Origin of the sequence: Bradyrhizobium sp. McL0615, assembly GCF_049993905.1 — a bacterium.
Taxonomy (GTDB): Bacteria; Pseudomonadota; Alphaproteobacteria; order Rhizobiales; family Xanthobacteraceae; genus Bradyrhizobium.
Map to the genome: position 1 here is coordinate 5,436,398 of NZ_CP188254.1, position 24,193 is coordinate 5,460,590.

Sequence of the window (24,193 nt, forward strand, 5' to 3'; positions counted from 1 at the left end):
CAGTTCGGGATCGCCGCTTCCGAGGACATTTTGGACATCGCCACGCCGATAGGCGTTGCGGAATTATGAACTCACGCCCTAAACCCAGTTATCCCTGCTCGGCCTGACCTGCGGAAACATGATGCCGGACAGCATCACGCGCATCATGCGCAGCGAACCCTGCCGCCCATCCCAGGCGATCCGCGGCAGCGCGTGCAGATTGGTATATCCTCTGGCCTCGACGACGCCCGGGATCGTCGATACCGCACTGGCGAAGCCTGCCTCCTGCCCCATCACGACATGCTCGCGGCGCCAGGATTTTGGGTCGCCGAACGGATAGGCGAAATGGCTGACGGGACGGCGCAAGGCCGTCTCCACGACGGCCTTGCCCATGGTCATTTCACGTTGCGCATCGGCCGCTTTCAGATTGGACAGCGCGGGATAGTTCACCGTGGCGCTGCCGATCGTCGCAAGCGGATCGGCCGCGAGTTTCGCCAGATCGTCCCAATCCATCGACGCGTTGCGCGACAGCGCCGCGAGATCGACGGAGTAGCGCGTGCAGAGGTCGTGGACCGCAAACGAAAGATCTAGCGGCGGCAACGTCCGCATCCAGCTCGCCAGAAATTCGAACGTGTCATGTTTCTCCGGCACGCTGCCAGTCGCGAAACGGCGTTCCTTGCGGTCGATCATCAGGCTGATGCGATCCTCGCGCCTGATCATTTCTTCCAGCACGAGCCACCAGGCTTCGCCGATCCCGTCCGGAAACGCAGTCGGCAGGTAGATGGTGAAGGGCACGCCGTGCTTCGACAGCACCGGATAGGCCTGCGTAATGACATCCTTGCAGCCGCCGTCGAAAGTCAGGCAGGCAAAGCGGTTGGCCTTTGGCAGCGTCACCGCCCGCCGGCACACTTCGTCCATCGTGACCAGATCGAAGTTCCAGCGCTTGAGCGCACGAATCGTCCGGTCGAGAAATTGCGGCGTGATTTCGCGCCACTGGTTCGGCTGAAACGGGCGGGAATCGCGCGGACGCACGCGCTCGAATCGCAGAATGACGCCGGCGCCGCCGGTCTGCCGCTGCTTCAGCCGGAAGTAGCCGCTGAAATAGGCGAGCTCCATCCCGGCACGCCGCAAAATTCCGATATCCGACGTCAACGTCCCGCCCTTAACCAGTCGCGCTGCCCCCCGCCGCGGCCGGATTGTATTACCCTTTGTTGACATTTCCCTGCGAAGGTCGGCCCAAGCCGAAAATTGTAAACAATTTCATATAGCACGGGCTTTGCGATGACCATGGCTGCCGCGATTGAAGACCGGACGGCGGATGCAAGTGGATGGTCGAAGGAGAGCCGCGTCGCCGCCATCGACATCGTTCACGACCTCGCCGCTGCGGAAACCATCTGGCGCAAGCTGGAAGACGCACAGGCCTCCTTCACGCCATATCAACGGTTCGACTTCCTCAGCCCGTGGCAGCGGCAGGTCGGCGAGCGCGAGGGCCTCGCCCCCTTTATCGTGATCGCGTACGATTCGGAGCGCCGTCCGCTGTTGCTGCTTCCGCTCGCGCTCAGGCAGGCCTACGGCGCCCGTTGCGCCAGCTTCATGGGCGGCAAGCATTCCACCTTCAACATGGCGCTGTTCGACCGCGATTTCGCCGCCAGCGCAACGCAGGCCGATCTCGAAGGCCTGATATTAGCGATCTCACAGCGGTCCGAAGCCGACGTCCTCACCCTGCATCAGCAAACACTTCGCTGGCGCGATCTGCCCAACCCGCTTGCCCTGCTGCCGCATCAGCCCTCCGCCAATGATTGCCCGGTATTGGTGATGGAGTCCGGCGCGGCGCCTGCGGCGCTGGTCAGCAATTCGTTCCGGCGCCGCCTCAAAGGCAAGGAGCGCAAGCTGCAGTCCCTGCCCGGCTATCGCAGTCACGTCGCGTCGTCGGAAGCCGACATCGCGCGGCTGCTCGATTGGTTCTTCCGCATCAAACCGCTGCGGATGGCCGAGCAGAAGCTGCCCAATGTGTTCGCCGATCCCGGCATCGAGGAGTTTGTCCGCGGCGCTTGTACCGCACCGCTCTCGGGCGGCAAGCACGCCATCGATATTCACGCGCTGGAATGCGACGAGGAAGTGATCGCGATCTTCGCCGGCGTCGCCGACGGCCATCGCTTCTCGATGATGTTCAATACCTACACGATGTCGGCTAATTCGAAATACAGCCCCGGCCTGATCCTGATGCGTGACATCATCGATCACTATGCCGGACAAGGTTACCGCGCCCTCGACCTCGGGATCGGATCGGACGATTACAAGCGGCTGTTCTGCAAGGACGACGAGCCGATCTTCGACAGCTTCATCCCGCTCAGCCAGCGCGGCAAGCTTGCCGCCAGCGTCATGTCCGGGCTCAACCGCACCAAGCGGATGGTGAAGCACAATCCGGCATTGCTGGATATGGCGCAGAAGCTGCGCAACGCGTTCAGCTAAGCGAAACGGCCGGCGCACAACTCATGACTTGCGGACCTGCGGCCCGCTTGCCATGGACTTCGCGAACTCGCGAACGTATTCGATAAAGATCCTGGCAGCCGGACTCAGCGTGCGGTTCTTCAGCGTTACGATTGCAACCGATACCGCCGATGTTCGTGGAAGCTTGACCGGAAGCACCTTCAATGACAGGTCGCGCCCGCCGAACTGCGCGACCGAACTTGGCAGCAGGGTGACAAAGCGCCCTGTCGCGGCCAGCCTGCTGCAGAGGTGAAGCGACAGCGTCATGAGAGGCGTGCGAGGCATGTTCAATCCGCTTTCGCGAAACAGATCGGCGGTGGCCAGACCTGGAAAAGTATCCGGCGGAGGCAAAATCCAGGCGTCATTGGCAAGATCAGCCAGGCTTAGTTTGGAAGACCGCGCCCATTTGCTTTTCGTGCCAGCAACGACCACCCGTGGATCGTTCAACACTGATTCCACGACCAGATCTTCCTCGGCGAACGAAGTCGGAATCCACCCCAACAACAGATCGACACTCCGTTCACGCAATTCCCGGTAATGCGTGGTGCTGAGCACGGTCTGCACCACATCCAGGCGAATACCTGGATGATGTCGCGTGAACCGGTCGATCACGGCCGGAAGCAGGCCAGCCGCAACGCTCTCGGAACACCCGATCCGGAGCTGTCCAATGGTCGGATCCACCAGAAACTCTAGCTCTTGCAGGCCCTGCGTCAATTCATCGAAAATTGCCACGGCCCGCTTGATCAGCACACGGCCGTACGGCGTGGGCTCGATGCCGTTGCGGCTGCGGTCCAGCAGTTGAAGGCCGAGCGCATGCTCCATATCGGCGATCGCCCGCGAAACGGCCGGTTGTGAAATTGCAAGCTCGGCCGCGGCCTTCGCCATACTGCCACGCAGCGCAACCACAAGCAGGATATGCAGATCACGCAGTTTCAGGCGGCGGCGTGCTCGCTCGATGTGTTGCATGGTGTGACCTATCAAAACAGTTATGAAACCCTCACATAGTAGTATTGGACGGGTATGCTCGCTTTCAAGCATCCTCGCCCAGGCTGCGTCTAATCGTTGCAGCCGCGGGGGCATTCCATGATCACGCGTCGCCATTTGTTGACGGGAGCAGCGGCCAGCGTCGTGTTTCCCGCAGTTGGTCTCCCACCGCAGGCCGCCGCACAATCGCGCTTGACGACCGCGCATATATTGACGGGGTACACGCCCGGACTGCCCGACGCGGTGGCAAGGCTGATTGCCGACCAGATGAAGGATTATGCGGCGTCGATTGTCATCGAAACCCGGCCCGGTGCGAGTGGCCGTGTCGCGGTGGAGGCGGTGAAAGCTGGCGAGGCCGACGGATCGATCATCCTGTTCGCGCCGCTCGGCTTCATCACGCTCTTTCCGCATGTCTACAAGACGCTCCGATACGAGCCGCGGGATTTTACTCCGGTGTCGACCGCCGTCTCATTCGCGACATCGCTGATTGTAGGGCCGAAGGTGCCAAGCGAGGCAAGGACGCTTGCGGACTTCGTCGAATGGTGCCGTGGCAACCCCAGGCACGCCACCTATGGCACGCCCGGTGTTGGGACCTCGCTGCATTTCATAGGCGCAATGCTGGGGCGCACCGCAGGCTTCGAATATCTTCACGTCCCCTATCAAGGCAGGGGCGCAATTCAGGACCTCTTGAAAGGCGAGATCGCATCGGCCATCTTGCCGATCGGCAGCTCGGTGGCCCTTGTTCAATCCGGAGAGCTACGCGCGCTGGCGACCACCGGTCCGCGCCGCAGCCCACTCCTTCCCGATGTACCTACAATGGCGGAGGCCGGCTATCCCGCGCTTGAGGATCTTACCTGGTATGGCTTTTTCGTACCGGCGAAGACTCCACCGGATAGAGTTGAAAGGCTGAATAGCGCCATTCAACGTGCTCTGCGCACCGAAGAGGTGAAATCCGGCATAGCGAAACTGAGCGTCGAGATTGACGCAATCGCCACGGACGAATTTGCTCGCCTTCTTGCATCTGAATCCCGGCGATGGAAAGCCATCGTGCAAACGACGGCATTCACCCCGACTGATTGAAAGCGTCGGCTCCCGAGAACGAGATACCGCTTAGGCCGCAAACACACGCTGATCCGGCTCGACTACATCGGACGGCTGGCACGGCTCGCTCAGCATCGTCACCTCAGAGAAGCCAACTGCCCTGAGTTGGTCGCACATCAGCGCGCGCGCGTCCTGCGTCATCGACTCGTCCGGCACCACGACGGCCTGCGCCTGTGACGTCAGCAATTCGGCCGGCAGATCGGAGGCCGCGCCGGCATCCAGCAGCACATGATCGTAGACCCGCAGCAACGCGTCGATCGCGAGCGTCAACCGCGGCGACTGAAGCTGCGCGCGGTCGAAGCCCGGACGTCCAGCGCTGACGAGATGAACGCGCGACAGCCGGTCCCTGGTGATGATTTGCGCAAACGACGCCTCGCCCTGCATCAGTTCGGCAAGCCCGGGCGCAACCGGATCGGCTGACGCCGCCGTCATTGTCGGCGAGGATGCCACGAGATCGACGACCACGATTTTTGCCTGCTGCGCCATCAGCCGCGCCAGTGTCAGCGCGGTCAGCGTGATGCTGTCGTTCGATGCCGTGCCGAGCACGGTCACCTTGCGCGCCGCGGCGTCAGCGCCAACCAGCATATCCGCCACCTGCTCGACTTCACTGGTTTCCAGCACGGAATCCATCCGAGGGGCATCTATCGCGGGCTCAATAAGCTCGAGATCAGGAATGTCGACTGGCTCGACGGTTGAGGCAGCGGGAAGTTCGGGCGCGATCGCCGGCGCTCGCACTGGCTTCGGCGGAGCAGTCAGGACGATTTCGGGTGCAATTTCGCGCTCAATGTCCGCCGAAACCGCACCGGGTCTCCGCGGCGCGGTCATGCGCAAGAGTTCGCCGGTCGCGATGGCGCCCGAAGTAAGCAGCAAGGTCGCCAGCGTCGCGATTAGCACGATCGGCAGCTTCTTCGGGTAGGCCGGGGTATTGGAAACGGAGGCGCGCGAGATGATGCGGCCATCGGCCGGCGCCGCCTCGATGCTCTCGCGGGCGCTCGCCTCGCGGTATTTCGCCAGATAGGATTCGAGCAGATCGCGTTGCGCCTTCGCTTCACGCTCGAGTGCGCGGAGCTGCACATCCTGGCCGTTGTTGGAGGAAGCCTGCTTCTTCAACTGGTCGAGGCTTGCCGCCAGGCCGTCGACCCGGCCGACGGCGAGGCGCGCGTCATTCTCGAGCGAGCGGGAGATCTTGCTCGCCTCCTCGCGCAACTGGCGATCAATATCGGCAAGCTGCGCCTTCAGCTCCTTGATGCGGGGATGGCCACCGAGCAGCGTCGACGACTGCTCGGCCAGCTGCGCGCGCAGGGTCACCCGCTGTTCGGACAACCGGCGGACCAGTTCCGAGTTGAGGACTTCGGACGCCTCGATCGGCTTGCCGCTCTGAAGCATATCCTTGATCAGCCGCGCCTTGGATTCGGCATCCGATTTCAGCGCGCGGGCATTGTTCAACTGCGTGTTGATTTCGCCCATCTGCTGGTTGGAGAGCGTGGTGTTGTTGGTACCGACAAACAGGCTCGACCTGGAGCGGAAATCCTCGACGCGGGACTCGTCTTCGGCCACCTTCTTGCGCAGTCTTTCGATTTCACCCGACAGCCACTGGCCCGCCGATTTTGCCTGTTGCTGCCGCGCATCCTGCTGCAGCACCAGATAGCCTTCCGCAATCGAGTTGGCGACGCGCGCGGCAAGCTCGGGATCGCGCGACTGGAATTCAATGACGATGACGCGGGACTTGTCGACGGCATAGGCCGTGAAGCGATCGTAATAGGCTTCCAGGACACGCTCTTCCGGCGTCAGCGAGAACGGGTCGCGGCCGATCCCGATCAGGGCCAGCAACGACTTCAGCGGCGAAAATCCCTGCAGCACCGGATCGAATTCGGGACGCTCGGCAAGCTTGTTCTTCTTGATGATCTCGCGGGCCAGGTCGCGCGACTGCACCAGTTGCACCTGACTGGTCACCGCTTCCGCATCGAACGCGCTGCGCTCCTCGTTGCGCTCGCCGGTCGGACGCAGGAACACGTTCTCGCGGCCGTCCACCAGGATGCGCGCTTCGGACTTGAACCGGGGGGTGATCATGTTGACCGCGGCGAGCGATGCCACCAGCGCCAGCAGCGTCGGAACGATGATCCAGCTTCGCTTGCGCATCAGCGCGTGGCCGAGCGCATGCAGATCGAGATCGCCGGATGCGGATGCGGATGCGGATGCGGATGCGGATGCGGATGCGGAGACGGGCTTCGTAGCGGCAGGCGCAGGCCTGGCCATCGCCCGCTGCACCACCGGCTTGTCGTTGCCTGCACGCCAGAACGCCAAACGCATCGCACACTCCCGCGGACGCAACTGCTGGTCCGCTCGAACCCGGCCGAGTACACTCCATTATGGTTGCCGCTGGGTTAATTCGCCCCATTACACCGGCCGCAAGGACAGGCTATTGGCATGCGGTCATTTTTGGTTAACCATCGAAGGCCTTAATCGGGCGGCAACTTTTTCAGGATTAGTAATGCGAGGCGTACCCGCTCCAATCCCATGTCCGGTTGCTGCGCTCGTGCTCGCCGGCGCGCACTGGTTCTGATCATGCCTCTCATTGACGGTGAGCCGCTTCGCATCCTGCACGCCACGCGCGCGCCTGTCGGCGGCATTTTCCGCCATATCCTCGATCTCGCCAACGGCCAGGCCGACCGCGGCCATCATGTCGGCATCATCGCCGACAGCCTCACCGGCGGTGAACGCGCCGAGCAGGCGCTGGCTGAAATCGCCCCACGCCTCAAGCTCGGTGTTCACCGCACCGCGATTCGCCGCGAGCCGCTGCCGAGTGATTTTTTGGTATGGGCCCGATTTCAGCGGATGATCCGCGAACTGAAGCCGGACGTGCTGCACGGCCACGGCGCCAAGGCCGGCACCTACATGCGTCTCAAGACCGCTTCCCGCGACAGGATCCGGGTCTACACGCCGCATGGCGGCTCGCTGCACTATCCGTTGTCCACGCTGAAGGGCAACGTCTACGCCCGTATCGAACGCGCGCTGATGAACCATACCGACCTGTTCCTGTTCGAAAGCGCATTTGCGCGCGACACCTATCAGCGCACCATCGGCACGCCGAAGGGGCTTGTGCGATGCGTGTTCAACGGCGTCACCGCCAGCGAGTTCGATCCAGTCGTGAAGGCCGAAGACGCCACCGACCTGATCTATGTCGGCGAGTTCCGGCAGATAAAGGGCGCGGACCTCCTGATCGACGCCGTGGCGAAGCTGCGCGCCGCCGGCCGTCCGGTGACGCTCACGCTGGCGGGCGACGGCGAGGAAAGCGCAAGCCTCAAGGCCCAGGTGGAACAGTTCGGCCTCGCCGAGGCCGTGCGGTTCATCGGCCATGTCAAGGCGCGCTATGGCTTCTCCAAAGGCTCGCTGCTGGTGGTTCCCTCCCGCGGCGATTCGATGCCCTATGTCGTTATCGAGGCGGCAGCGGCTGGCATTCCGATGATCGCCGCCAATATCGGCGGCATCCCCGAGATTTTCGGCAATCATGGCGATGCCTTGTTTGCGCCGAGCAATGCCGCCGCTATGGCCGACGCCATCGACGCCGCACTGAAAGACCCGACCGCAGCAAAGGAGCGGGCCAAATCGCTGCGCGAACGCATCTTCATGCATTTTTCGCAGAAGGCGATGGTCGAGGGCGTCTTTGCCGGCTACCGCGACGCGTTTGCCAATCGTTAACCGTACGTTACCAACGTAACCGTTTCTTCCGATTTGTCCCGTAAGCCGTTGGTGTGGGGAATTCCGCACCGGCAGGCACGTTCCTATGTGCATGCTCCAGAACGGACGTGGACCAGTGGAACCGATTAATGCACGCTCGATGCTTGATGCCGCGGCAACGTCCGCGATGACCGCGGCCGGCCGCCCGCCGGTCGAACGCCGCCGCAGGCTCAGCCCTGCCGCCATCGCCGTCAGCAACCAGAAAGTCAGCCGCGCCTATTCGCCGATCGTGATCGCAGGCGTTGTTCGCGCCATCGACTTCGTAGTCCTGAGCGCGATCGGCATCGCGCTCTATTTCGGATATGTCGCTCCGCTCGGAGGCTTCACCTGGGAATTCCTCGCGGCGATCTTCGGCGTGGCCGCGACGGCCGTGATCTGCTTCCAGGCCGCCGATATCTATCAGGTACAGCTGTTCCGTGGCCATTTGCGCCAGATGACCCGGATGATCTCTTCCTGGGCTTTCGTGTTCCTGCTGTTCATCGGCGCATCTTTCATCGTCAAGCTGGGCAGCGAAATTTCTCGGGTCTGGCTCACCGCGTTCTTCTTCTCAGGACTGGCGGCGCTGGTGATCGGGCGGCTGTTTTTGCGGTCGCTGGTGCGTAGCTGGGCCCGCCAGGGCCGGCTTGATCGCCGCACCATCATCGTTGGCGCGGACGAGAACGGCGAGCAGCTGGTCCGGGCGCTCAATATCCAGGATGATTCCGACATCAAGGTGCTCGGCGTGTTCGACGACCGCAACGACGATCGCGCGATGGATACCTGCGCCGGCAGTCCCAAGCTCGGCAAGGTCGACGACGTACTGGAACTGGCGCGCCGAACCCGCATCGACCTCGTGCTGTTCGCGCTGCCGATCTCGGCCGAGACGCGCATTCTCGAGATGCTGAAGAAACTCTGGGTGCTGCCCGTCGATATCCGGCTGTCGGCCCATACCAACAAGCTGCGGTTCCGTCCCCGCTCCTATTCCTATCTCGGCAAGGTGCCGACGCTGGACGTGTTCGAGGCGCCGATTACCGACTGGGACCTGGTGATGAAGTGGCTGTTCGACCACGTCGTCGGCTTCGCGATCCTGGTGCTGGCATTGCCGGTGATGGGCCTGGTCGCGCTCGCGGTCAAGCTCGACAGCGCGGGGCCGGTGCTGTTTCGCCAGAAAAGATTCGGCTTCAACAACGAGCGCATCGACGTCTTCAAGTTCCGGTCGATGTACCACCATCAGGCCGATCCGACCGCCTCCAAGGTGGTGACGAAGAACGATCCGCGCGTCACCCGCGTTGGACGTTTCATTCGAAAGACCAGCCTCGACGAATTGCCGCAACTCTTCAACGTCGTGTTCAAGAGCAACCTCTCGCTGGTCGGCCCCCGCCCGCACGCCGTGCAGGGCAAGTTGCAGAGCCGGCTGTTCGACGAGGCCGTCGACGGCTATTTCGCACGCCACCGCGTCAAGCCGGGGATCACCGGCTGGGCCCAGATCAACGGCTGGCGCGGCGAAGTCGATACCGACGAGAAGATCCAGAAGCGCGTCGAGTTCGACCTCTATTACATCGAGAATTGGTCGGTGCTGTTCGACCTCTACATTCTGCTCAAGACGCCGCTGGCGCTGATGACCAAGAGTGAGAACGCGTATTGAGGCCTCGCCGTCATTGCGAGCGCAGCGAAGCAATCCATAGCGCATCGCTGGGAAAGATGGATTGCTTCGCTGCGCTCGCAATGACGGGCGATAATGTAGCGTCTTAGTTAGTTACGTTGCGTGAGTGTGTAATGGCGTATGCCGCGACAGCCGGGGGATCGCTCCCATCGATGACGGCCGCGCCTGGCGTGCTCGCCTTGCAGCGCGCATTGGTCTGGCTGGCCGGCGCATCGATCGCCATCGTCTTCATCGAACCCTCGCCGTACGAGATCGTCACGTTGTTGGCCACCGTGATCTTTTTCGCAACCGGCCTGCGGATGCGGCTGGTATTCATTCCGCTGCTTTTGCTGCTGTTCTTGATCAATATCGGCTACACCATCAGTTCGGTCGCCGTGTTCGACCGGCCCAATGTGCCGAACTGGATCATGACTTCCTGGTACATGGCGATAACCGTCGTGTTGTTCGCCATGGTGATCTCGGAGGATACCACCGCCCGGCTCGACATGCTTCGGCGCGGTCTCGTCGTCGGCGCAGTGATTGCCTCGCTCGCGGGCATTGCCGGCTATTTCAACCTTGTTCCCGGTGGGCGCGATCTGCTGACGCTGTATGACCGCGCCCGCGGCACGTTCAAGGACCCGAACGTGCTCGGCGCGTTCCTGATCCTGCCGGCGGTGCTTGCGCTGCAAAGCGTCGTCACCGACCGGTTCGGCAAGTCGCTCCGCAGCGCGATCGCATTCGGCATCATCTCGCTGGCCATCCTGCTGTCGTTCTCGCGCGCGGCGTGGGGCCAATTGATCATCGTTTCCGGCCTCATGCTTGTGCTGATGGTGCTGACCAGCCGCTCACAGGCGCAGCGCTCACGCATCATCATGACTGCGCTCGTTGCCGTCGTGGTTGCGGGAGCGCTTGTCGCGGTACTTTTATCGCTGAGCTCGGTGGCAGACCTGTTCAAGCAGCGCGCCAGCTTCGACCAGAGTTATGACACCGGGCGCTTCGGCCGGTTCGGCCGACATGTTCTCGGCGCGGAAATGGCGCTCGGGCTGCCGCTCGGCATCGGGCCACTGCAGTTCAACCGCTTTTTCCCGGAAGATACCCACAATTCCTATTTGAACGCATTCATGTCGGGCGGCTGGCTCGCCGGCGTCTGCTATCCGGCGCTCGTCTTCGTCACCGTGCTGACGGGGTTCCGCTATATCTTCGTCCGCGTACCGTGGCAGCCGGCCTATATCGTGATCTTCACTGCCTTCGTCGGAACCGTCGGCGAAAGCTTCATCATCGATACCGATCATTGGCGGCACTTCTGGCTGATGCTGGGCACCATGTGGGGCATGTTTGTCGCCGCCGAACGCTGGAAGGCCCGCGCCAATCCAGCGCTCACGGTGCCCGCGACGGCTTCCTAGGTCCGCTTGCCTTTCCCGGCCGGCTTTTGCTCCGGCTTTCCCCTTTGCGTTTTCCTGGGCGCATCGACCATCGACTTGAGCTCCTCGGTCGCTGCCAGCATGGTCTCGTAACCCTTGGTGGCGAACTCCAGCAGCAGCCGCAACTCTGCGTCCGAGTAGGACTCCCATAGTTTGACCATGCCGCGCTGCATGTGTTCGTAGAAGCGGCCGACCTTGGCGATGTTCTCCGGGACGGTGGTGATGAACACCTTGCGGCGGTCGGCGGGATCGCGCTCGCGGCGAGCCAGACCGGCCTTTTCCAGCCGGTCGACGACGCCGGTGATGGCGCCCGTGGTCAGCCCCGTGACCTCCGCGAGCCGCCCGGCGGTCACCCGGCCTTCCAGACTGAGGAAGTCGAGGCATTCGAGGTCGGAGCCTGAAATCCCGACCGTGTTGGCCACCGTTTGCCCGAAAATGACGCCCTGCGCCGACGACCGACGCAGCGCGTTCTCGAGTTCCTGCATCAGCGCAGCCCGCGCCTTCGCTCTTGACAAAGCCAGCTCCACCTCTTAGTCGATATACATCTTAGCAACTAAGATAATTAGTTACTGTACGTTCCTATCACTTCCTGGACGCATGGAGCAAGGCATGAGCGGACGACCGAAAGCCCTGATCATCGGCGGCGGTATCGCCGGTCCCGTGACGGCGATTTTCCTCAAGAAGGCCGGCATCGACGCCGAACTGTTCGAGGCGTGGCCCTATTCCACCGGGATTGGTGGCGGCCTGCAGATCGCGCCGAACGGCATGCATGTGCTGGCCGAAATCGGTTTGGCCTCCGAAATGATCCGCCGTGGATCGGTCGCCGAATCCTTCGATTTCCATTCCCAATCAGGCGTCCCGCTTGGATCCATCAACCAGAACATGAGGCAGCGTTTCGGCCAGCCCGCGGTGAACATGTGCCGCGCCATGCTGAACGAAGCGCTCATCAACAAGGCCTGGTGCGAGAATGTCGAGTTGCGGTTCGAGAAGCGGCTGGTCGCCATCGAGGATCGCGCCGACAAGCCCGTCGTCGTACATTTCTCCGACGGCTCCTTTGCCGAGGGCGATTTCGTGATCGGCGCCGACGGCGTGCATTCCGCGGTACGCGCGCACGTGATCCCCGATGGTCCAAAGCCGTTCGACACGGGCCTGATCGGCTTCGGCGGCTTCGTGCCGAGATCGCTGCTCGACGATGCGCCGATCGGCCAACGCATGGTGACGACGTTCGGGCAAAGCGGCTTTTTCGGTTATGGCTTCTGCAGTTCCGATCCCGCCGACGGCGTGATGTGGTGGAGCACGCAGCCGTCGCATGGCATCGCTGCGGAAGAATTCTGCGCCATGAGCCAGGACGCGATCAAGCGGCATTTGCTCGATTTCCATGCCGGCTGGCACGAACCGATCCCGCGCATTCTGGACGCGGCCGAAAATATCGTGGTGACCGCGACGCTCGATGTTGCGACCCTGCCGACCTGGTCGCGCCAGCGCACGCTGTTGATCGGCGACGCCGCGCACGCCACCAGCCCGCATGCCGGCCAGGGCGCCTCGCTCGCGCTCGAAGACGCCATGCGGCTCGGCCGGCTGATGCAGGATCGGCAGGAACTTGGACTGACCTTCCAGAATTTCGAGGCCGAACGCCGTCCCCGCGCAGAGAAGATCGTCGCGCTCGCCCGCCGCAACGGCAACAGCAAGCGCGAATTCGGCGCCACCGGCGCCTGGATCCGCGACCGCATGCTGAAACTGCTGCTGCCGGTCACGGCAAAGGGAATGGACTGGATGTACGCCTATGATCCCCGCGCGGCGTGAGCCATCGCGCCGCGCGGCTGCGTAGCTGCGTAGGGTGGGCAAAGGCGCGCTTTGCGCCGTGCCCACCATCTGTCCACGACCGTTAGAGCGAATGGTGGGCACGCTGCGCTTTGCCCACCCTACGGGATCACGATCCGCGACTACTTCTCCACCGTGAACGTCAATCCGGCATGATCCACCAGCCGCTTGATCAACTTGTGCTGCATCGCTGCGCCAGGCGTCCAGATTCCCGCCGGCACGTCGGGCGTATCGCGCAGCAAGCAGATCGCGCATTCCGAAATCATCTTCGAGGTCGACCCATAGCCGGGATCGCGGTCGCCCTTCACCGCCGCGCGGACTTGCCGGCCATCGGGAGCAATCGCGACATACAGGAGATCGTAGAGCCCGTTCTCGCGCTCTTCCTTTGACGGTCCCTCGCCCGGCTTCGGCGCATTCGGACCGGTCTTTTCGGTGTTTGCGGCCGTCACCAATTTGGCGTTGGCCTCGCCCTTCTCGCCGGCCCCCGTCAAAACCATCTCGTCGTAGACGAACTCCTTCCCGTACGGAAAGCCCATCAGCAGGTTCGAGCGGTGGACGTTGCGGGTGTTGATGAGCGCCATCATGAACGGTGCGGCCCAGGACTTCAGGTCTTCCTCATACACCGTCTTGCTGCCCGACGGCTGCTTGGGTCCCTTGAACCCAGGCGTCAGCGCAAACGCATCCTTGAGGATCGCAACCAGACTGAGATCCTTGGCGACCGCATCGAACGTCGCCTTGGCGCTCGCGGCGGTGCCGCCGGACAGGGTGCCGCGCATATCGCGCACGCGGCCCTTGACGCGCAAAGCCGGCGCGCCGAATACACGCTTGGCTTCCTCCTGCACGAAGAAGGCGCCAAGTTCGAACGGCACCGAGTCGAACCCACACGAAAACACGATGCGTGCGCCGCTCGCCTTCGCCGCGGCTTCATGCTTGTCGATCATCTCCCGCATCCACAACGGTTCACCGCAAAGATCGAAATAGTCGGTACCCGAGGCTACGCAGGCAGCAAGCAGCTCGTTGCCATAAAACTGATACGGGCCGACCGTGCTGATCACGGATTTCGTCTGATCCACCATCGCTTTCAACGATGCGGGATCGCTGGCATCGGCCACGATCAGCGACGTATCGGCCGGCGCTCCGATGGCGTCGCGGACGGAGGCGAGCTTGTCCTTGCTGCGCCCGGCCATCGCCCATTTCAAATTCGCGTCGCCCTTGTAATGCGCGGCGAGATATTCGGCGATGAGCTGCCCGGTGAAGCCGGTAGCGCCGTAGACGGCGATGTCGAATTTCGACGATGACATATTAGATTCCTATTTCTCGTCATTGCCTCAAACGCGAAGCGTTTGTCGCTGGCAATGACGGCTTCGGCCACATTTCGCAAGCCTATTTCTTGGCGTAAGACACGCCCATCCCGGCGCGCACATCGGCCTGAATCCCGTAGGGCGCGATTGGATAGCGCAGGCCGTTCTTGGCCAATTGCTTCATGCCAACGATGGCCTTGGCGAGATGTTCTGGCTTGAGCGCCATCAGCATCTCCTCATCAGGCACGCCGCCATAGCGTCGCTCCGCAAAGCACGGCAGCGAGAGCGACGGCTCACCGGTCTTCAGCGCCCTGCCCCAGGAATCCGCGCACGCGGTCTCGCCGACCACGCCCCATTCGAATTTCTTGTAGCCGGTATATTGCAGGCCGTTGATCAGAATGATCATCTGCCCGGGCGTGGCGTAGACCAGGCAAATATCCGGCGGGTTGAGCCGGCCGCTGGTGAGCGGGCTCACCGCCATCGCTTGATACTGGCCGTAAGGCACGACATCGAGTGCTTCCTGGCGCTTGCGTGCATCCTCGGCCGTGCCGTGCCAGACGCCGACATAGTTTTCGCCGGCGAGAAACTTTTCGTCCTGCGGCGCCAGCCCGATCACCGCGCGGCATTGGGCGCCGACGAGGTCGTCACCGGTGATGCCGACGGTCCAGCCGAGCCGCGAGGCCATGCTGACGATCTGGTCGGTGGTATGCACCGCCGAGGGTCGCCGGATCTTTGGGATCGCGGCCATCTCCTCGACGCGGGCGAACATCTTGATGCCGATCACCGTCGTCTTCAGGCGAAGCAGGCTGTTGAGATCGGCCACCATGCCGGCCAAATCGAACGCTTCCGGCGGTGTCTGCTGCTGCATGGCGTAAAACTCCCGATCGGCGCGCTGAACAAGCGCCTTGCCCGATTGTAGCCCGGCTGGAGCGGGCTTGCGACCTCTTACTTCGGCGCCGGCCCCGGCAACAATTCATCGATCTTGCCGGTGAGCCGGTATGCGACGAGACCCATCCATTCACGTACCGCGAGGTCGGTCCGTCCGAGCCCTTCGACGGCGACGTTTGAAAGCGCCATCAGATCATCGCGTCCGCCGACCCGCCAATCAACGGGATAGGGCTCGATCGCAAATCCCGCCTTTCGAAACAAACCCACCGACCGAGGCATATGAAAGGCCGAGGTCACCAGCACCCATCGTTCGCCGTCCTTCGGCTTGACCAGCGCCTTGGAGAATTCGGCATTCTCCTGGGTGTTGCGCGATGCCCGTTCCATGATCAGCCGCGATTTATCGACGCCGAGGCTTTCGAAGATGGCGCCGGCGAAATCGGCTTCCCTGGCATCGTTCGAAATGAGGTTCGCGCTGCCGCCGGAAAAAACCACACGCGCGTTCGGATATCGCCTCGCCAACGCCGCGGCGGCAATGATCCGGTCCGGCGCTCCACGCACCACCGGTGTTCGATACGCCGCGGAAAGATCGGCATCGATCGATCCCCCCAGAATGATGATGCCATCGGGCGCGCCGCGCGTCGCGTCCCATTGCGGGAAGCGCTGTTCCAGCGGATAGAGCAACACGTTTCCGAGCGGTGACAGCCCGCAGATCACGAGAAGCAGCACGGCCGCTATCACCAGCTTGCGGCCGAGCGATGCGAAGCGCGTCACCATCAGAATAGCGCCGACGAACCCGATAGCGATCAGGAAATTCGTCGGCAACAGCAAATAGCCGAGCGTTTTGGACAGGACAAAAAACAAGGGAAGCCTCACGGATGGGTAAACCCGTCATACGCGGGCTTGACCCGCGTATCCATCCCTCTTCGCAGAGGCCTTTTCGAAAAGAATGGATTGCCGGATCAAGTCAGACAATGACAAATTGAGCACCACTTCCCCACCAAGAAAGCCCTCTTCATGCCGCATCATCACCTGCATTCCAGCCCGGAAACTTGCCATTGGGGCTACTTCGACGCGCAATTGAAGCCGGTGCTGACCATCGCCAGCGGCGACGAAGTCACCATCGAGACCGTCAGCGGCGGCCCCGAGGCCGTGCCGGACAAAAGCAGGTTTCACATCCCGCCCGAACTCACGGAGATTCATACGAAATGCGAGCGGCAACTGCAGGGCCATATCCTCACCGGCCCGGTTGCGGTGGCCGGGGCCGAACCGGGTGACGTGCTGGAAGTCGACATCCTCGACGTCCAGCTCAGGCAGGATTGGGGCTGGAATCTGATCCGACCGCTGGCGGGCACCCTGCCGGACGATTTTCACGAAACGCGGATCCTGAACATTCCGCTTGACCGTGAACGCATGGTGGGCCGGATGCCATGGGGCCTCGACCTGCCGCTGAAACCATTCTTCGGCGTGATGGGCGTGGCACCGCCACCCGCCTGGGGCCGCATCACGTCGCTGATCCCGCGCGCGATGGGCGGCAATCTCGACAACAAGGAATTGGGCACCGGCGGCAAACTGTATCTGCCGGTATTCGTACCGGGCGCGCTGTTCTCCTGCGGCGACGGCCACGGCGTTCAGGGCGACGGCGAGGTCTGCGTCACCGCGATCGAGACCGCGCTGCAGGGCCGCTTCCGCCTGACGCTGCGCAAGGACCTGCGGCTCGATTATCCCCGTGCGGAAACGGCCGATCACTACATGACGATGGCGATGGACCCCGACCTCGATCAATGCGTGGTGCGCGCGCTCCGCGACATGATCGTGCTGCTCGGCGAGAAGCGCAATCTGTCACGCGAGGATGCTTACACGCTGTGCAGCCTCGCCGCCGATTTACGCGTGACGCAGACCGTCAACGGCTCCAAGGGCATTCACTGCATGATCGCGAAGGCAGTCGTGCACGGCTGAGACCGGCTTCAGAACTCGGAACGCAGTTGCAGCCTGGCGTGGAACACGACGCTGGTTTTTCCGACCAGCGCCGTGCCGTTCACTTCCGCCGCGTCGGCTGAATAGACGCCGGTAAAGCCGCAGGTGACCTCGCGCCCGCCGAACAGCGGCCGGGTGCCCGCAGACTTCGAATGCTCATTGGTGATCAATTCGCCGCGCCATTTGCCGTGATCGCCGCGGTAGGAGCCGGTGTAATAGAAATAGGAATCGCCGCCGGCGATATTGCCGTCGTGTAACACGATCACGCCGTTGGCGCGGCCGTGCCCGCCGTCCGTCATCTCGATCTGAATGGTGTAGAGACCGTTCGCTACCGTCATTGCGCCCTTGCCGTCGTCCTCGGACATCATCGGCATTACCGGCTGTGCGACGCAATCAAGAAATGGGCGCGCGGCTGGAGCGTTTCGCCGCGGCGGTGAACGCTGCCCAAGGCCTTCCGGGAGCTCAGTTCACAAGGCGCGCAGCCCGTCCACAGACCCGACCCTGGATTTTTAACCGCTTTTTCAAATGGATAGAACGCTATCCACAAGGCGTTTGACTCATGTGTGCAAAACTAAATAGAGTCGAAATAGTAACTTTTCAGTACATCGTTTAAAAGTTAGCGTTCTCCATGGCTACAGAAAAAGCCGAAACCGACCGCGTTCCCGTTACGTTGGCGCTCTCGACCATCAACTATCTCGAAAGACTGGTGAGACAGGGCACCCACGGCACCAGCGTTCCCGGCGTCGCAAGAACTTTGATCGAGGAAGGCATTCGGCTCGCCATCAAGGACGGGCTGCTTGCCATCCGCGACAACGGAAAGGCGTCCTAACGGGAATTTTCGGAACGCGGCGGTTCACACAGGATGTGGAACCGAGAAACATGCTTACGAATGTACCGACCTGGACGACCGATCGCGTCGAATTGCTGAAGAGTCATTTTGAAGCCGGCCTCACCTGCCGCGAGATCGCAGCCAGCATCGGCGTTAGCCGCAACGCCGTCATCGGCAAGCTCGCTCGCCTGGAATTGACGCGCGGACCCCCAAGGGCCAAACCGCGCCCGGACAAGACCGCCAGAGATCGCTCCAGGAAATCCATCCCCAGACTGCAGTATCAAATCCTGCAGGCCGTCTACGAAAACGCGCAGCCGCTCGAGGAGGAACCGATCGCAAGCGAGCGCCGCTGCTCGCTGTTCGAACTCAGCAACGAACGGTGCCGCTGGCCGATCAGCACGCCCGGCGCCGAGGATTTCTGCTTTTGCGGCAATACGCCGGTGGAAGGCATGCCCTATTGCTCGGGCCACCACCGCCTCGCCTACCGTCCGGGCTCGCGCCAGCGCGTCGTGAGGGGATCAGGCAATCGATTCGCGTAAAGAAAACGCGTCGACACAACGAGAAGCATCGGTTCCGATTCTATCAGAACCGATGCTGCCCTAACCGAGCCGCCAGCCGACTTCTTCCGCAAGACTCTTGTAGAACTCCGGCGTGTACGCCTTTTCCGGGGCCTGCCGCACCCGCTCGTCGAGCTTGTGGGCATCGTCGCCGACGAGAATGCGCCAGCGCTCGGCCTTGACGCCGTCGAGGATGATTTTTGCCGCGGCCGCCGCCGTGGTCGGCGCCTGTTCGAGAAAGTTGCGGGCACGGTCGAGCGCGACTTTCTGGATGTCGTCGTCCGACATCGCCGCGACGTCGACGCCTGTGCCCTTCAGCCTCTGGCGCGTCGCCAGGATTTCATTCGGGGTTAGTGCGGTAGATTCCGATCCGCTCTGGATCTTGCGCGAATTGGAAACGATCGAGGTACCGATATGCCCGGGCATCACGACAGAGCATTTGATGTGAGGGGCGTTGAGCTGCAGGTCCGTCATCAGCGCTTCGGTAAAGCCTTTCACCGCGAATTTGGCGGAGCAGTAGGCGGTGTGCGAAGCGCCGGGACCGACCGACGCCCAAAACCCGTTGACGCTCGATGTGTTGACGATGTGCGCCTCGTCCGCCTTTAGCATCAGCGGCAGGAAGGTGCGAACGCCGAGATAGACGCCGCCCCAGCAGATGTTGAAGGTGCGCTCCCACTGCTCGCGTGTGTTGGTGAACAGGCTGCCGCCGCCGCCGATGCCGGCATTGTTGAACAAGAGATGGATCTTGTCGGTCGCCTGCTGCTCGATCAGCTCATCGCGAAAACGCTGGAGATGAGCCTCGATCGAGACGTCGGCGACATGGGTGGTGACGCGCAGACCCTGCGGCAGCTTTTCCGCCTCACACAGCCGCTTGGTCTCGGCCATCGCCTCGACCGAAACGTCGCACATCGCGACATTGCAGCCTTCGGCGACGAGCTGGCGCGCGAGTTCGCGGCCCATGCCTGTGCCGCCTCCGGTGATCACGGCGAACTTTCCGGCAAAATCCTTCATTGAGATCGTTACCTCGGTTTTCGTTTTTGAATTGGAGCTCAGGCCAACGGAGCCCGTGCGCAACAGGACAGTAGCAGGTGCAAACCGCGGGTAAAGCGCAGCGACGTTTCGTCAGGCGGAATTACTCTGCCGCCTCGCGAGAGCCGCCAAGCGCACCCAATCCATCCAGCGCTTGCCGGATCGCGGCCTGTTGCGCGGGTGAAGCCTCCGGCATCGGCGCACGGGAGAACGTTGGCGACAATCCCTGCAGCGACTGTGCGTAGCGCGTGCACGCCGGCAGATTGTCCGAGACGATCGCGTTCCACAACGTCAACAGTTTCTGGTGCAACTCCAGCGCACGAACATGATTGCCCGCCTTGACCGCATTCCAGAGCTCGACGGAAGCATGCGGCGCGGCGCTCAGGATCGCCGCGATCGATCCGTGCGCGCCAAGCGTGTAGGACGGATACATCAACGCGTCGACGGCGCTGTAGATCAGTTTGTCCGGCGCCATCATCATGAGATCGGCGAACAGTTTCAGATCGCCTGCGCTCTGCTTGACGCCGACGACCAGCGGCACCTCGTTCATGATCCGCGTCAAAAGCGCCGGCGAGAGGTAGGACCACGGCACCACGTTGTAGATGATGATCGGCATGCCGGTTTCATCGGCCATGCGGCGGAAGTGATCGACCATCGCCTGCTCGTCAGGCTTGAACAGGTAATGCACCGGCGTCACTTGCAGTGCCGCGACATTCATGTCGCGCACCAGCCTGCCGCGCCGGATCGCATCGCGGGTGGAATCGACGATGATGCCGGCGATCACGGGGGCGCGCGCCTTCGCGGCTTCCACCGTCGCCGCCATTAGGTCGCGATATTCCTCGTGGTCGAGCGTATGCCCCTCGCCGGTCGACCCGCCGGCCGCCATGCCGTGGCTGCCGGCGCCGATCAGCCAGTCGACCTGGGGAGCTACCTGTTTGAAGTCGATCTCGCCGTCTTTGCGGAACGGCGTTGTCATCGGCGGTATCACGCCTGTGGGACGTGCTTTCATCGGCCTGCCCTCGCGTTTCCATCCGTTGTGTGCGGGTGTGTACCCCGCTTTGCCGGCGATATCAGCCGGTTGCGGCAAGCCTATGGGATGTCTGGACAGCTTTCCAGTTGCGGAATTGGCACGACAGGGTATCGGAAACGCCGCGTGAGCTGGATGTCGATTAAAGCGGAGCCCCGCGCTCGCAGCTCGCAATATTTCACCGCAGGCAGGTCAACGCTTGCAGATATCGCGGGTCTCTTTGTCTTCACGCATGATCTGCATGATCTCGGGCGCGGCGAAGCTACCGAAATCAGCAGCAACAAGCGTGCCGTAGCGCCGGTGGTTCTTGAGTGCGTTCAACAATTTATCGCTTATATTTCTGATGGCGCTTGCCTCATCGGCTGGCATCGGCGGCTTGGACGCTTCCGCCTGTTTTGCAAATGCAAAGAACTTCGTGGTGGCCTCAACCATCGCCGCGCGGTTATCGGGATCACAGAGTTGGCGATCGTCCTGCGCATAAATGCAGCCCGCCAGCTCTCCCCATTTGGCGGCTAATTCAACCGTCCGGAAGTCAGATCTCGGATCTTCTGGTTTACCCGCCAGGCTGGCAATGTTCGCCTGCATGGTGCCGGCCTTCAGGATGAAGTATCCAGCACTTGGCTCGATCTTCGCGTCTGGACCGACGTCCACTACGCGGAAAATGCAGCCCCGCACGACCGGCGCGACCTCCGGCCGGCCGAGGCGATTGGCATCGGCGAACAACGAGACGCTGGGCCCGACCGAGACGAAACTCGACATCGCACTCGATATATTCGGGGCCCAGATCCACCCGCCGACCACGAGGAATCCTCCGGCGAAAGCCAGGATGAGGGTGAGAAATTGACGGATCAAATTCAAAGGTCCCACTCCACTGCTAAGCCCTGGGGCAGTTGTCGGTCGCGCCGTTGTACCGATCGAGCATCGGCTTCACGGCCGCTGGGACGGACCAACCGAAATCCGCCTTGATCAGGCGGCCATTGCTGGTGTCCTGCATCAAGGCCGCGTTGATCGCGCGGTTGCGAGGGCTGTCCCAGAGATTCCTGACCGTGGATATTTCGGATTCGCCATATCGCTTGGCGGTGTCGAGCATTTCATCGAACTTCGCGAAATAGCGGTTGATGTAATCGACGATGTAGGCGCGATTATTCCGCTCGCAGATCGCGTTCGGATTGGTGACGAGATAACAGTTCAGCGCGGCCGTCATCTCTTTCGCCCGGTTGAGATCCCGCCAGTCGACGCGATGCTCGTTGGTCGAAAGCTTTGGCAGCAAGGAATCGCGCTCGGGGGCTTCAAGCGCGGGATAGCAGGCCTCCCGTATCTTGGCCTCTTTCCATTCGCCCATACGTTCCCCGCCCGGCAGGTAATCCCCGCTGTTGCCCAGGACGAAGTAGTTGATCAGATTGATGCCCAGAAAAATGCCACCCAAAACAAAGGCCGCACGCTTCAAGAAATTCATGGTTCAACCCCGAAACGGTTGTATCGGGATATCCATAACACCCAGAGTATGCCGGGAATCTTAATCACGGATCGATGCCTGGAGTGGGGTTAAGGCAAACTTACCGGGGCGGCGGGGCGCATCGGAAGCCCGGGAATTAGGTCGCAGGGGCGCCCCAGGGCTCGTTGAACCTTCGCCCTCGGCCAGCGACCTACATACCAGAGGGAGTATCCATAGGAGGCCCCCAATGACCCATTGGCACGATACCATGGTCGATCGACCGGAATCGGATGGTGCGGCTTATGTCACGGGCTGGACCGTCAGCGGACTAGTTGTGCTCGGTGCCATTGTCGGCGTCTGGCTTCTCGGCATCTAGGACTGGGTCGGGAACTGACCAGCGGCTGCCACAATGAGGCCCGTTCGCGCGCCTTGCGCCGGGCGCTGATCGCAGCTAATGGAACGGCATCGGAGCGTGGCGCAGCCCGGTTAGCGCACTAGTCTGGGAGACTAGGGGTCGGAGGTTCAAATCCTCTCGCTCCGACCAAATTCCTCAATAATAGCAAGCCCATATTTAAGCCCTCAGCATGTGGGGGTGAGCTTTGAAGCAAAGCTCAGCAGCCGCGCCAGCGCGCTCGACAAGCCGCGCAAAGCCTGCCGTGGTGAACGGGGCGCCGCGCTCAGAGGTAAACACGAACGGCGACTTCGGGTTCTGATCCCGCTGCAGCTTGCGGATGGTGTGCGTGCTGGGCGAGCCCTTCTTGGCCCTGCGCACGGCCAGGGTCACGTTATGAGTCCACCTGGTCCACCGCTGGTCGACCAATTCGGAAACCCTCAGGCCGTGCTGATACGCGACCAGGATCATCGTAGCGTCCCGCTGGCCGCGGCGATTGGCCTTGGCTGCACTGGTCAGCTTCTCTACCTCGGCGTCGGTCAGGTACTCACGCGATCGAAGCTCGGCGTTCGGCGTTCGGCCGGCGCACCGGGACAACTGTTCGTTTTTCGGTGGTTGGTGCAACCAGTTTTAGGTGCGAATTTGCCATGACCCGCCATGGGGTATCGGCCTCCGTCGGTGATGGGAGATCGCCGTCGACGGGGCAATGACCGCAAACTTGCGGAGACCTTGCCGGGTGGCCAGAGAGGTCCCCGTCGGGGCGGATGATCGCAGCAAGAAAAAATCTCGGGACGGGTGCGCGCGATTCGTGGCCGTACCCGCTTACTTGGGCGGCGTCTCGTTGTTCGATGGCTCACCATTCGGGCCGGTTGTCGCCGTCGGCGCAGCTGTCGGCGAGCCGTTGGGACTGCCGCGCTCGGGCCCGCTGCTCATGCCCGTGGTGCTGTCGCGCATTCCGGAACTTGTCATGCTGCCGCTGTTGCCGCTGGTCATGCCGCTGGTGAAGGTGCTGCCACGGACGCCGACCTGTGAAGTGGGTCGACTTTGCGTCGTTTGTTGTGCGATGGCGGCGGTACCCAACAGGGCGAGCAGACCGACGGCGATGGAGAGTTTGTTCATACCTTCCTCCACAAAGAAGCCCGCCCACCGGAACAATATGCACCCGGAGTTGATGGTATGCCCCTCACTTCCCGGTGAAATGAATTCACTTCATCTGGGCCCACCCGGGGACGGCCGCCTGCCGGGCGGCCCTTAGCGCGATGCTCATCGTGTTGGAGTTTCTGTTATCGGTCCCACCAGCGGTCGTTCGGATCGCGGTCAGTTTCTGATGGTGGCTTATCATCCGGCCGCCATTTGCGATTTTCCTGAAGGATGGTGCCGATCTTTTCAGGTATGGCCCTGCAAGGCGGTTCGATCTCCCGCTGCTCGACATTGTCGACAGCTTCATCAAGAGGAGTGTCACTGGTGATTTCCACATAGTTCTGCATGGTCAAGGGCGTGTCGAGATCATCGTCGTCGAATGCTGGCGTCGTCATGTCACGCTCCTTATGGCTACTGAGGAAATCTGATCGATCGGCGGAGGCGGCGCAGCCATAACGGAGCCGCCG

25 protein-coding genes and 1 tRNA gene are annotated in these 24,193 nt (G+C 62.1%); 11 read left to right on the plus strand and 15 right to left on the minus strand.

Going from position 1 to position 24,193, the window contains the following annotated elements:
- Positions 1–78: 78 nt before the first annotated feature.
- Positions 79–1,131 carry a polysaccharide deacetylase family protein gene (locus ACPPVP_RS25890; RefSeq protein WP_426525737.1) on the minus strand — a complete coding sequence of 351 codons (1,053 nt, stop codon included), beginning with the start codon at positions 1,129–1,131 and terminating at the stop codon, positions 79–81.
- 129 nt (positions 1,132–1,260) lie between these two features.
- Between ACPPVP_RS25890 and ACPPVP_RS25895 the strand changes: the two genes are divergently transcribed.
- On the plus strand, positions 1,261–2,451 hold the full coding sequence (locus ACPPVP_RS25895) for a GNAT family N-acetyltransferase (RefSeq protein WP_426525739.1): 1,191 nt from the start codon (positions 1,261–1,263) through the stop codon (positions 2,449–2,451).
- Positions 2,452–2,472: 21 nt separating this feature from the next.
- Here the strand turns inward: ACPPVP_RS25895 and ACPPVP_RS25900 are convergent, their stop codons facing one another.
- Positions 2,473–3,435, minus strand: coding sequence for a LysR family transcriptional regulator (locus ACPPVP_RS25900; protein ID WP_426525741.1), 963 nt, complete (start codon positions 3,433–3,435; stop codon positions 2,473–2,475).
- 117 nt (positions 3,436–3,552) lie between these two features.
- On the opposite strand from ACPPVP_RS25900, the gene ACPPVP_RS25905 reads away from it, so the two are divergent.
- Positions 3,553–4,533 (plus strand): Bug family tripartite tricarboxylate transporter substrate binding protein, encoded by a 981-nt coding sequence (locus ACPPVP_RS25905; RefSeq protein WP_426525743.1) that lies wholly within the window; start codon positions 3,553–3,555, stop codon positions 4,531–4,533.
- Between the two features lie 30 nt (positions 4,534–4,563).
- On the opposite strand, the gene ACPPVP_RS25910 is transcribed toward ACPPVP_RS25905, so the two are convergent.
- Entirely contained in the window at positions 4,564–6,864 is a 2,301-nt protein-coding gene (locus ACPPVP_RS25910) for a GumC family protein (protein ID WP_426525745.1), read from the minus strand.
- A gap of 255 nt (positions 6,865–7,119) precedes the next feature.
- Between ACPPVP_RS25910 and ACPPVP_RS25915 the strand changes: the two genes are divergently transcribed.
- The 3 genes from ACPPVP_RS25915 (at position 7,120) to ACPPVP_RS25925 (ending at position 11,316) form a co-directional block, all read left to right on the plus strand.
- Entirely contained in the window at positions 7,120–8,253 is a 1,134-nt protein-coding gene (locus ACPPVP_RS25915; RefSeq protein ID WP_426525747.1) for a glycosyltransferase family 4 protein, read from the plus strand.
- Positions 8,254–8,392: 139 nt separating this feature from the next.
- Positions 8,393–9,916, plus strand: coding sequence for an undecaprenyl-phosphate glucose phosphotransferase (locus ACPPVP_RS25920; protein ID WP_426538052.1), 1,524 nt, complete (start codon positions 8,393–8,395; stop codon positions 9,914–9,916).
- A 131-nt stretch (positions 9,917–10,047) separates the two neighbouring features.
- Positions 10,048–11,316 carry an O-antigen ligase family protein gene (locus tag ACPPVP_RS25925; protein ID WP_426525749.1) on the plus strand — a complete coding sequence of 423 codons (1,269 nt, stop codon included), beginning with the start codon at positions 10,048–10,050 and terminating at the stop codon, positions 11,314–11,316.
- On the opposite strand, the gene ACPPVP_RS25930 is transcribed toward ACPPVP_RS25925, so the two are convergent.
- Positions 11,313–11,819 carry a MarR family winged helix-turn-helix transcriptional regulator gene (locus ACPPVP_RS25930; RefSeq protein WP_426538054.1) on the minus strand — a complete coding sequence of 169 codons (507 nt, stop codon included), beginning with the start codon at positions 11,817–11,819 and terminating at the stop codon, positions 11,313–11,315. The genes ACPPVP_RS25925 and ACPPVP_RS25930 overlap by 4 nt on opposite strands.
- 124 nt (positions 11,820–11,943) lie before the next feature.
- On the opposite strand from ACPPVP_RS25930, the gene ACPPVP_RS25935 reads away from it, so the two are divergent.
- Complete coding sequence (locus tag ACPPVP_RS25935; protein ID WP_426525751.1) at positions 11,944–13,137, plus strand: FAD-dependent oxidoreductase; 1,194 nt, start codon at positions 11,944–11,946, stop codon at positions 13,135–13,137.
- A 140-nt stretch (positions 13,138–13,277) separates the two neighbouring features.
- On the opposite strand, the gene ACPPVP_RS25940 is transcribed toward ACPPVP_RS25935, so the two are convergent.
- From ACPPVP_RS25940 to ACPPVP_RS25950, 3 genes are all read right to left on the minus strand, one after another.
- Positions 13,278–14,456, minus strand: a complete 1,179-nt coding sequence (locus tag ACPPVP_RS25940) for a saccharopine dehydrogenase family protein (protein WP_426525753.1) — start codon at positions 14,454–14,456, stop codon at positions 13,278–13,280.
- An 82-nt stretch (positions 14,457–14,538) separates the two neighbouring features.
- On the minus strand, positions 14,539–15,324 hold the full coding sequence (locus ACPPVP_RS25945; protein ID WP_426525755.1) for a DUF169 domain-containing protein: 786 nt from the start codon (positions 15,322–15,324) through the stop codon (positions 14,539–14,541).
- A 77-nt stretch (positions 15,325–15,401) separates the two neighbouring features.
- Positions 15,402–16,205 (minus strand): YdcF family protein, encoded by an 804-nt coding sequence (locus tag ACPPVP_RS25950; RefSeq protein WP_426525757.1) that lies wholly within the window; start codon positions 16,203–16,205, stop codon positions 15,402–15,404.
- A gap of 153 nt (positions 16,206–16,358) precedes the next feature.
- Between ACPPVP_RS25950 and ACPPVP_RS25955 the strand changes: the two genes are divergently transcribed.
- Positions 16,359–17,300 carry an acetamidase/formamidase family protein gene (locus tag ACPPVP_RS25955; protein ID WP_426525759.1) on the plus strand — a complete coding sequence of 314 codons (942 nt, stop codon included), beginning with the start codon at positions 16,359–16,361 and terminating at the stop codon, positions 17,298–17,300.
- 8 nt (positions 17,301–17,308) lie between these two features.
- Here the strand turns inward: ACPPVP_RS25955 and ACPPVP_RS25960 are convergent, their stop codons facing one another.
- Complete coding sequence (locus ACPPVP_RS25960; RefSeq protein WP_426525761.1) at positions 17,309–17,686, minus strand: GrlR family regulatory protein; 378 nt, start codon at positions 17,684–17,686, stop codon at positions 17,309–17,311.
- A gap of 260 nt (positions 17,687–17,946) precedes the next feature.
- Here ACPPVP_RS25960 and ACPPVP_RS25965 point away from each other — a divergent pair, with 260 nt between their 5' ends.
- Both ACPPVP_RS25965 and ACPPVP_RS25970 read left to right on the plus strand, forming a co-directional pair.
- Positions 17,947–18,147 carry a hypothetical protein gene (locus ACPPVP_RS25965; RefSeq protein WP_057839093.1) on the plus strand — a complete coding sequence of 67 codons (201 nt, stop codon included), beginning with the start codon at positions 17,947–17,949 and terminating at the stop codon, positions 18,145–18,147.
- Positions 18,148–18,197: 50 nt separating this feature from the next.
- The gene (locus ACPPVP_RS25970; protein WP_426525763.1) at positions 18,198–18,686 is read left to right on the plus strand and encodes a GcrA family cell cycle regulator; all 489 of its coding nucleotides are present in this window, start codon (positions 18,198–18,200) and stop codon (positions 18,684–18,686) included.
- 60 nt (positions 18,687–18,746) lie between these two features.
- On the opposite strand, the gene ACPPVP_RS25975 is transcribed toward ACPPVP_RS25970, so the two are convergent.
- The 4 genes from ACPPVP_RS25975 to ACPPVP_RS25990 form a co-directional block, all read right to left on the minus strand.
- Positions 18,747–19,715, minus strand: a complete 969-nt coding sequence (locus tag ACPPVP_RS25975) for an SDR family oxidoreductase (protein ID WP_426525765.1) — start codon at positions 19,713–19,715, stop codon at positions 18,747–18,749.
- Positions 19,716–19,836: 121 nt separating this feature from the next.
- Positions 19,837–20,742, minus strand: a complete 906-nt coding sequence (locus ACPPVP_RS25980; RefSeq protein ID WP_426525767.1) for a dihydrodipicolinate synthase family protein — start codon at positions 20,740–20,742, stop codon at positions 19,837–19,839.
- A gap of 210 nt (positions 20,743–20,952) precedes the next feature.
- Positions 20,953–21,618, minus strand: coding sequence for a hypothetical protein (locus ACPPVP_RS25985; protein WP_426525769.1), 666 nt, complete (start codon positions 21,616–21,618; stop codon positions 20,953–20,955).
- A 16-nt stretch (positions 21,619–21,634) separates the two neighbouring features.
- Positions 21,635–22,216, minus strand: a complete 582-nt coding sequence (locus ACPPVP_RS25990) for a hypothetical protein (RefSeq protein ID WP_426525771.1) — start codon at positions 22,214–22,216, stop codon at positions 21,635–21,637.
- 226 nt (positions 22,217–22,442) lie between these two features.
- Here ACPPVP_RS25990 and ACPPVP_RS25995 point away from each other — a divergent pair, with 226 nt between their 5' ends.
- Complete coding sequence (locus tag ACPPVP_RS25995) at positions 22,443–22,571, plus strand: hypothetical protein (RefSeq protein ID WP_426525773.1); 129 nt, start codon at positions 22,443–22,445, stop codon at positions 22,569–22,571.
- Positions 22,572–22,661: 90 nt separating this feature from the next.
- A tRNA-Pro gene (locus ACPPVP_RS26000) sits at positions 22,662–22,739 on the plus strand.
- Positions 22,740–22,766: 27 nt separating this feature from the next.
- Here the strand turns inward: ACPPVP_RS26000 and ACPPVP_RS26005 are convergent.
- From ACPPVP_RS26005 to ACPPVP_RS26015, 3 genes are all read right to left on the minus strand, one after another.
- The gene (locus tag ACPPVP_RS26005) at positions 22,767–23,183 is read right to left on the minus strand and encodes a tyrosine-type recombinase/integrase (protein WP_426525775.1); all 417 of its coding nucleotides are present in this window, start codon (positions 23,181–23,183) and stop codon (positions 22,767–22,769) included.
- A 225-nt stretch (positions 23,184–23,408) separates the two neighbouring features.
- Positions 23,409–23,705, minus strand: a complete 297-nt coding sequence (locus ACPPVP_RS26010) for a hypothetical protein (RefSeq protein WP_426525777.1) — start codon at positions 23,703–23,705, stop codon at positions 23,409–23,411.
- A 164-nt stretch (positions 23,706–23,869) separates the two neighbouring features.
- Positions 23,870–24,121, minus strand: a complete 252-nt coding sequence (locus ACPPVP_RS26015) for a hypothetical protein (protein WP_426525779.1) — start codon at positions 24,119–24,121, stop codon at positions 23,870–23,872.
- Between the last annotated feature and the right edge of the window lie 72 nt (positions 24,122–24,193).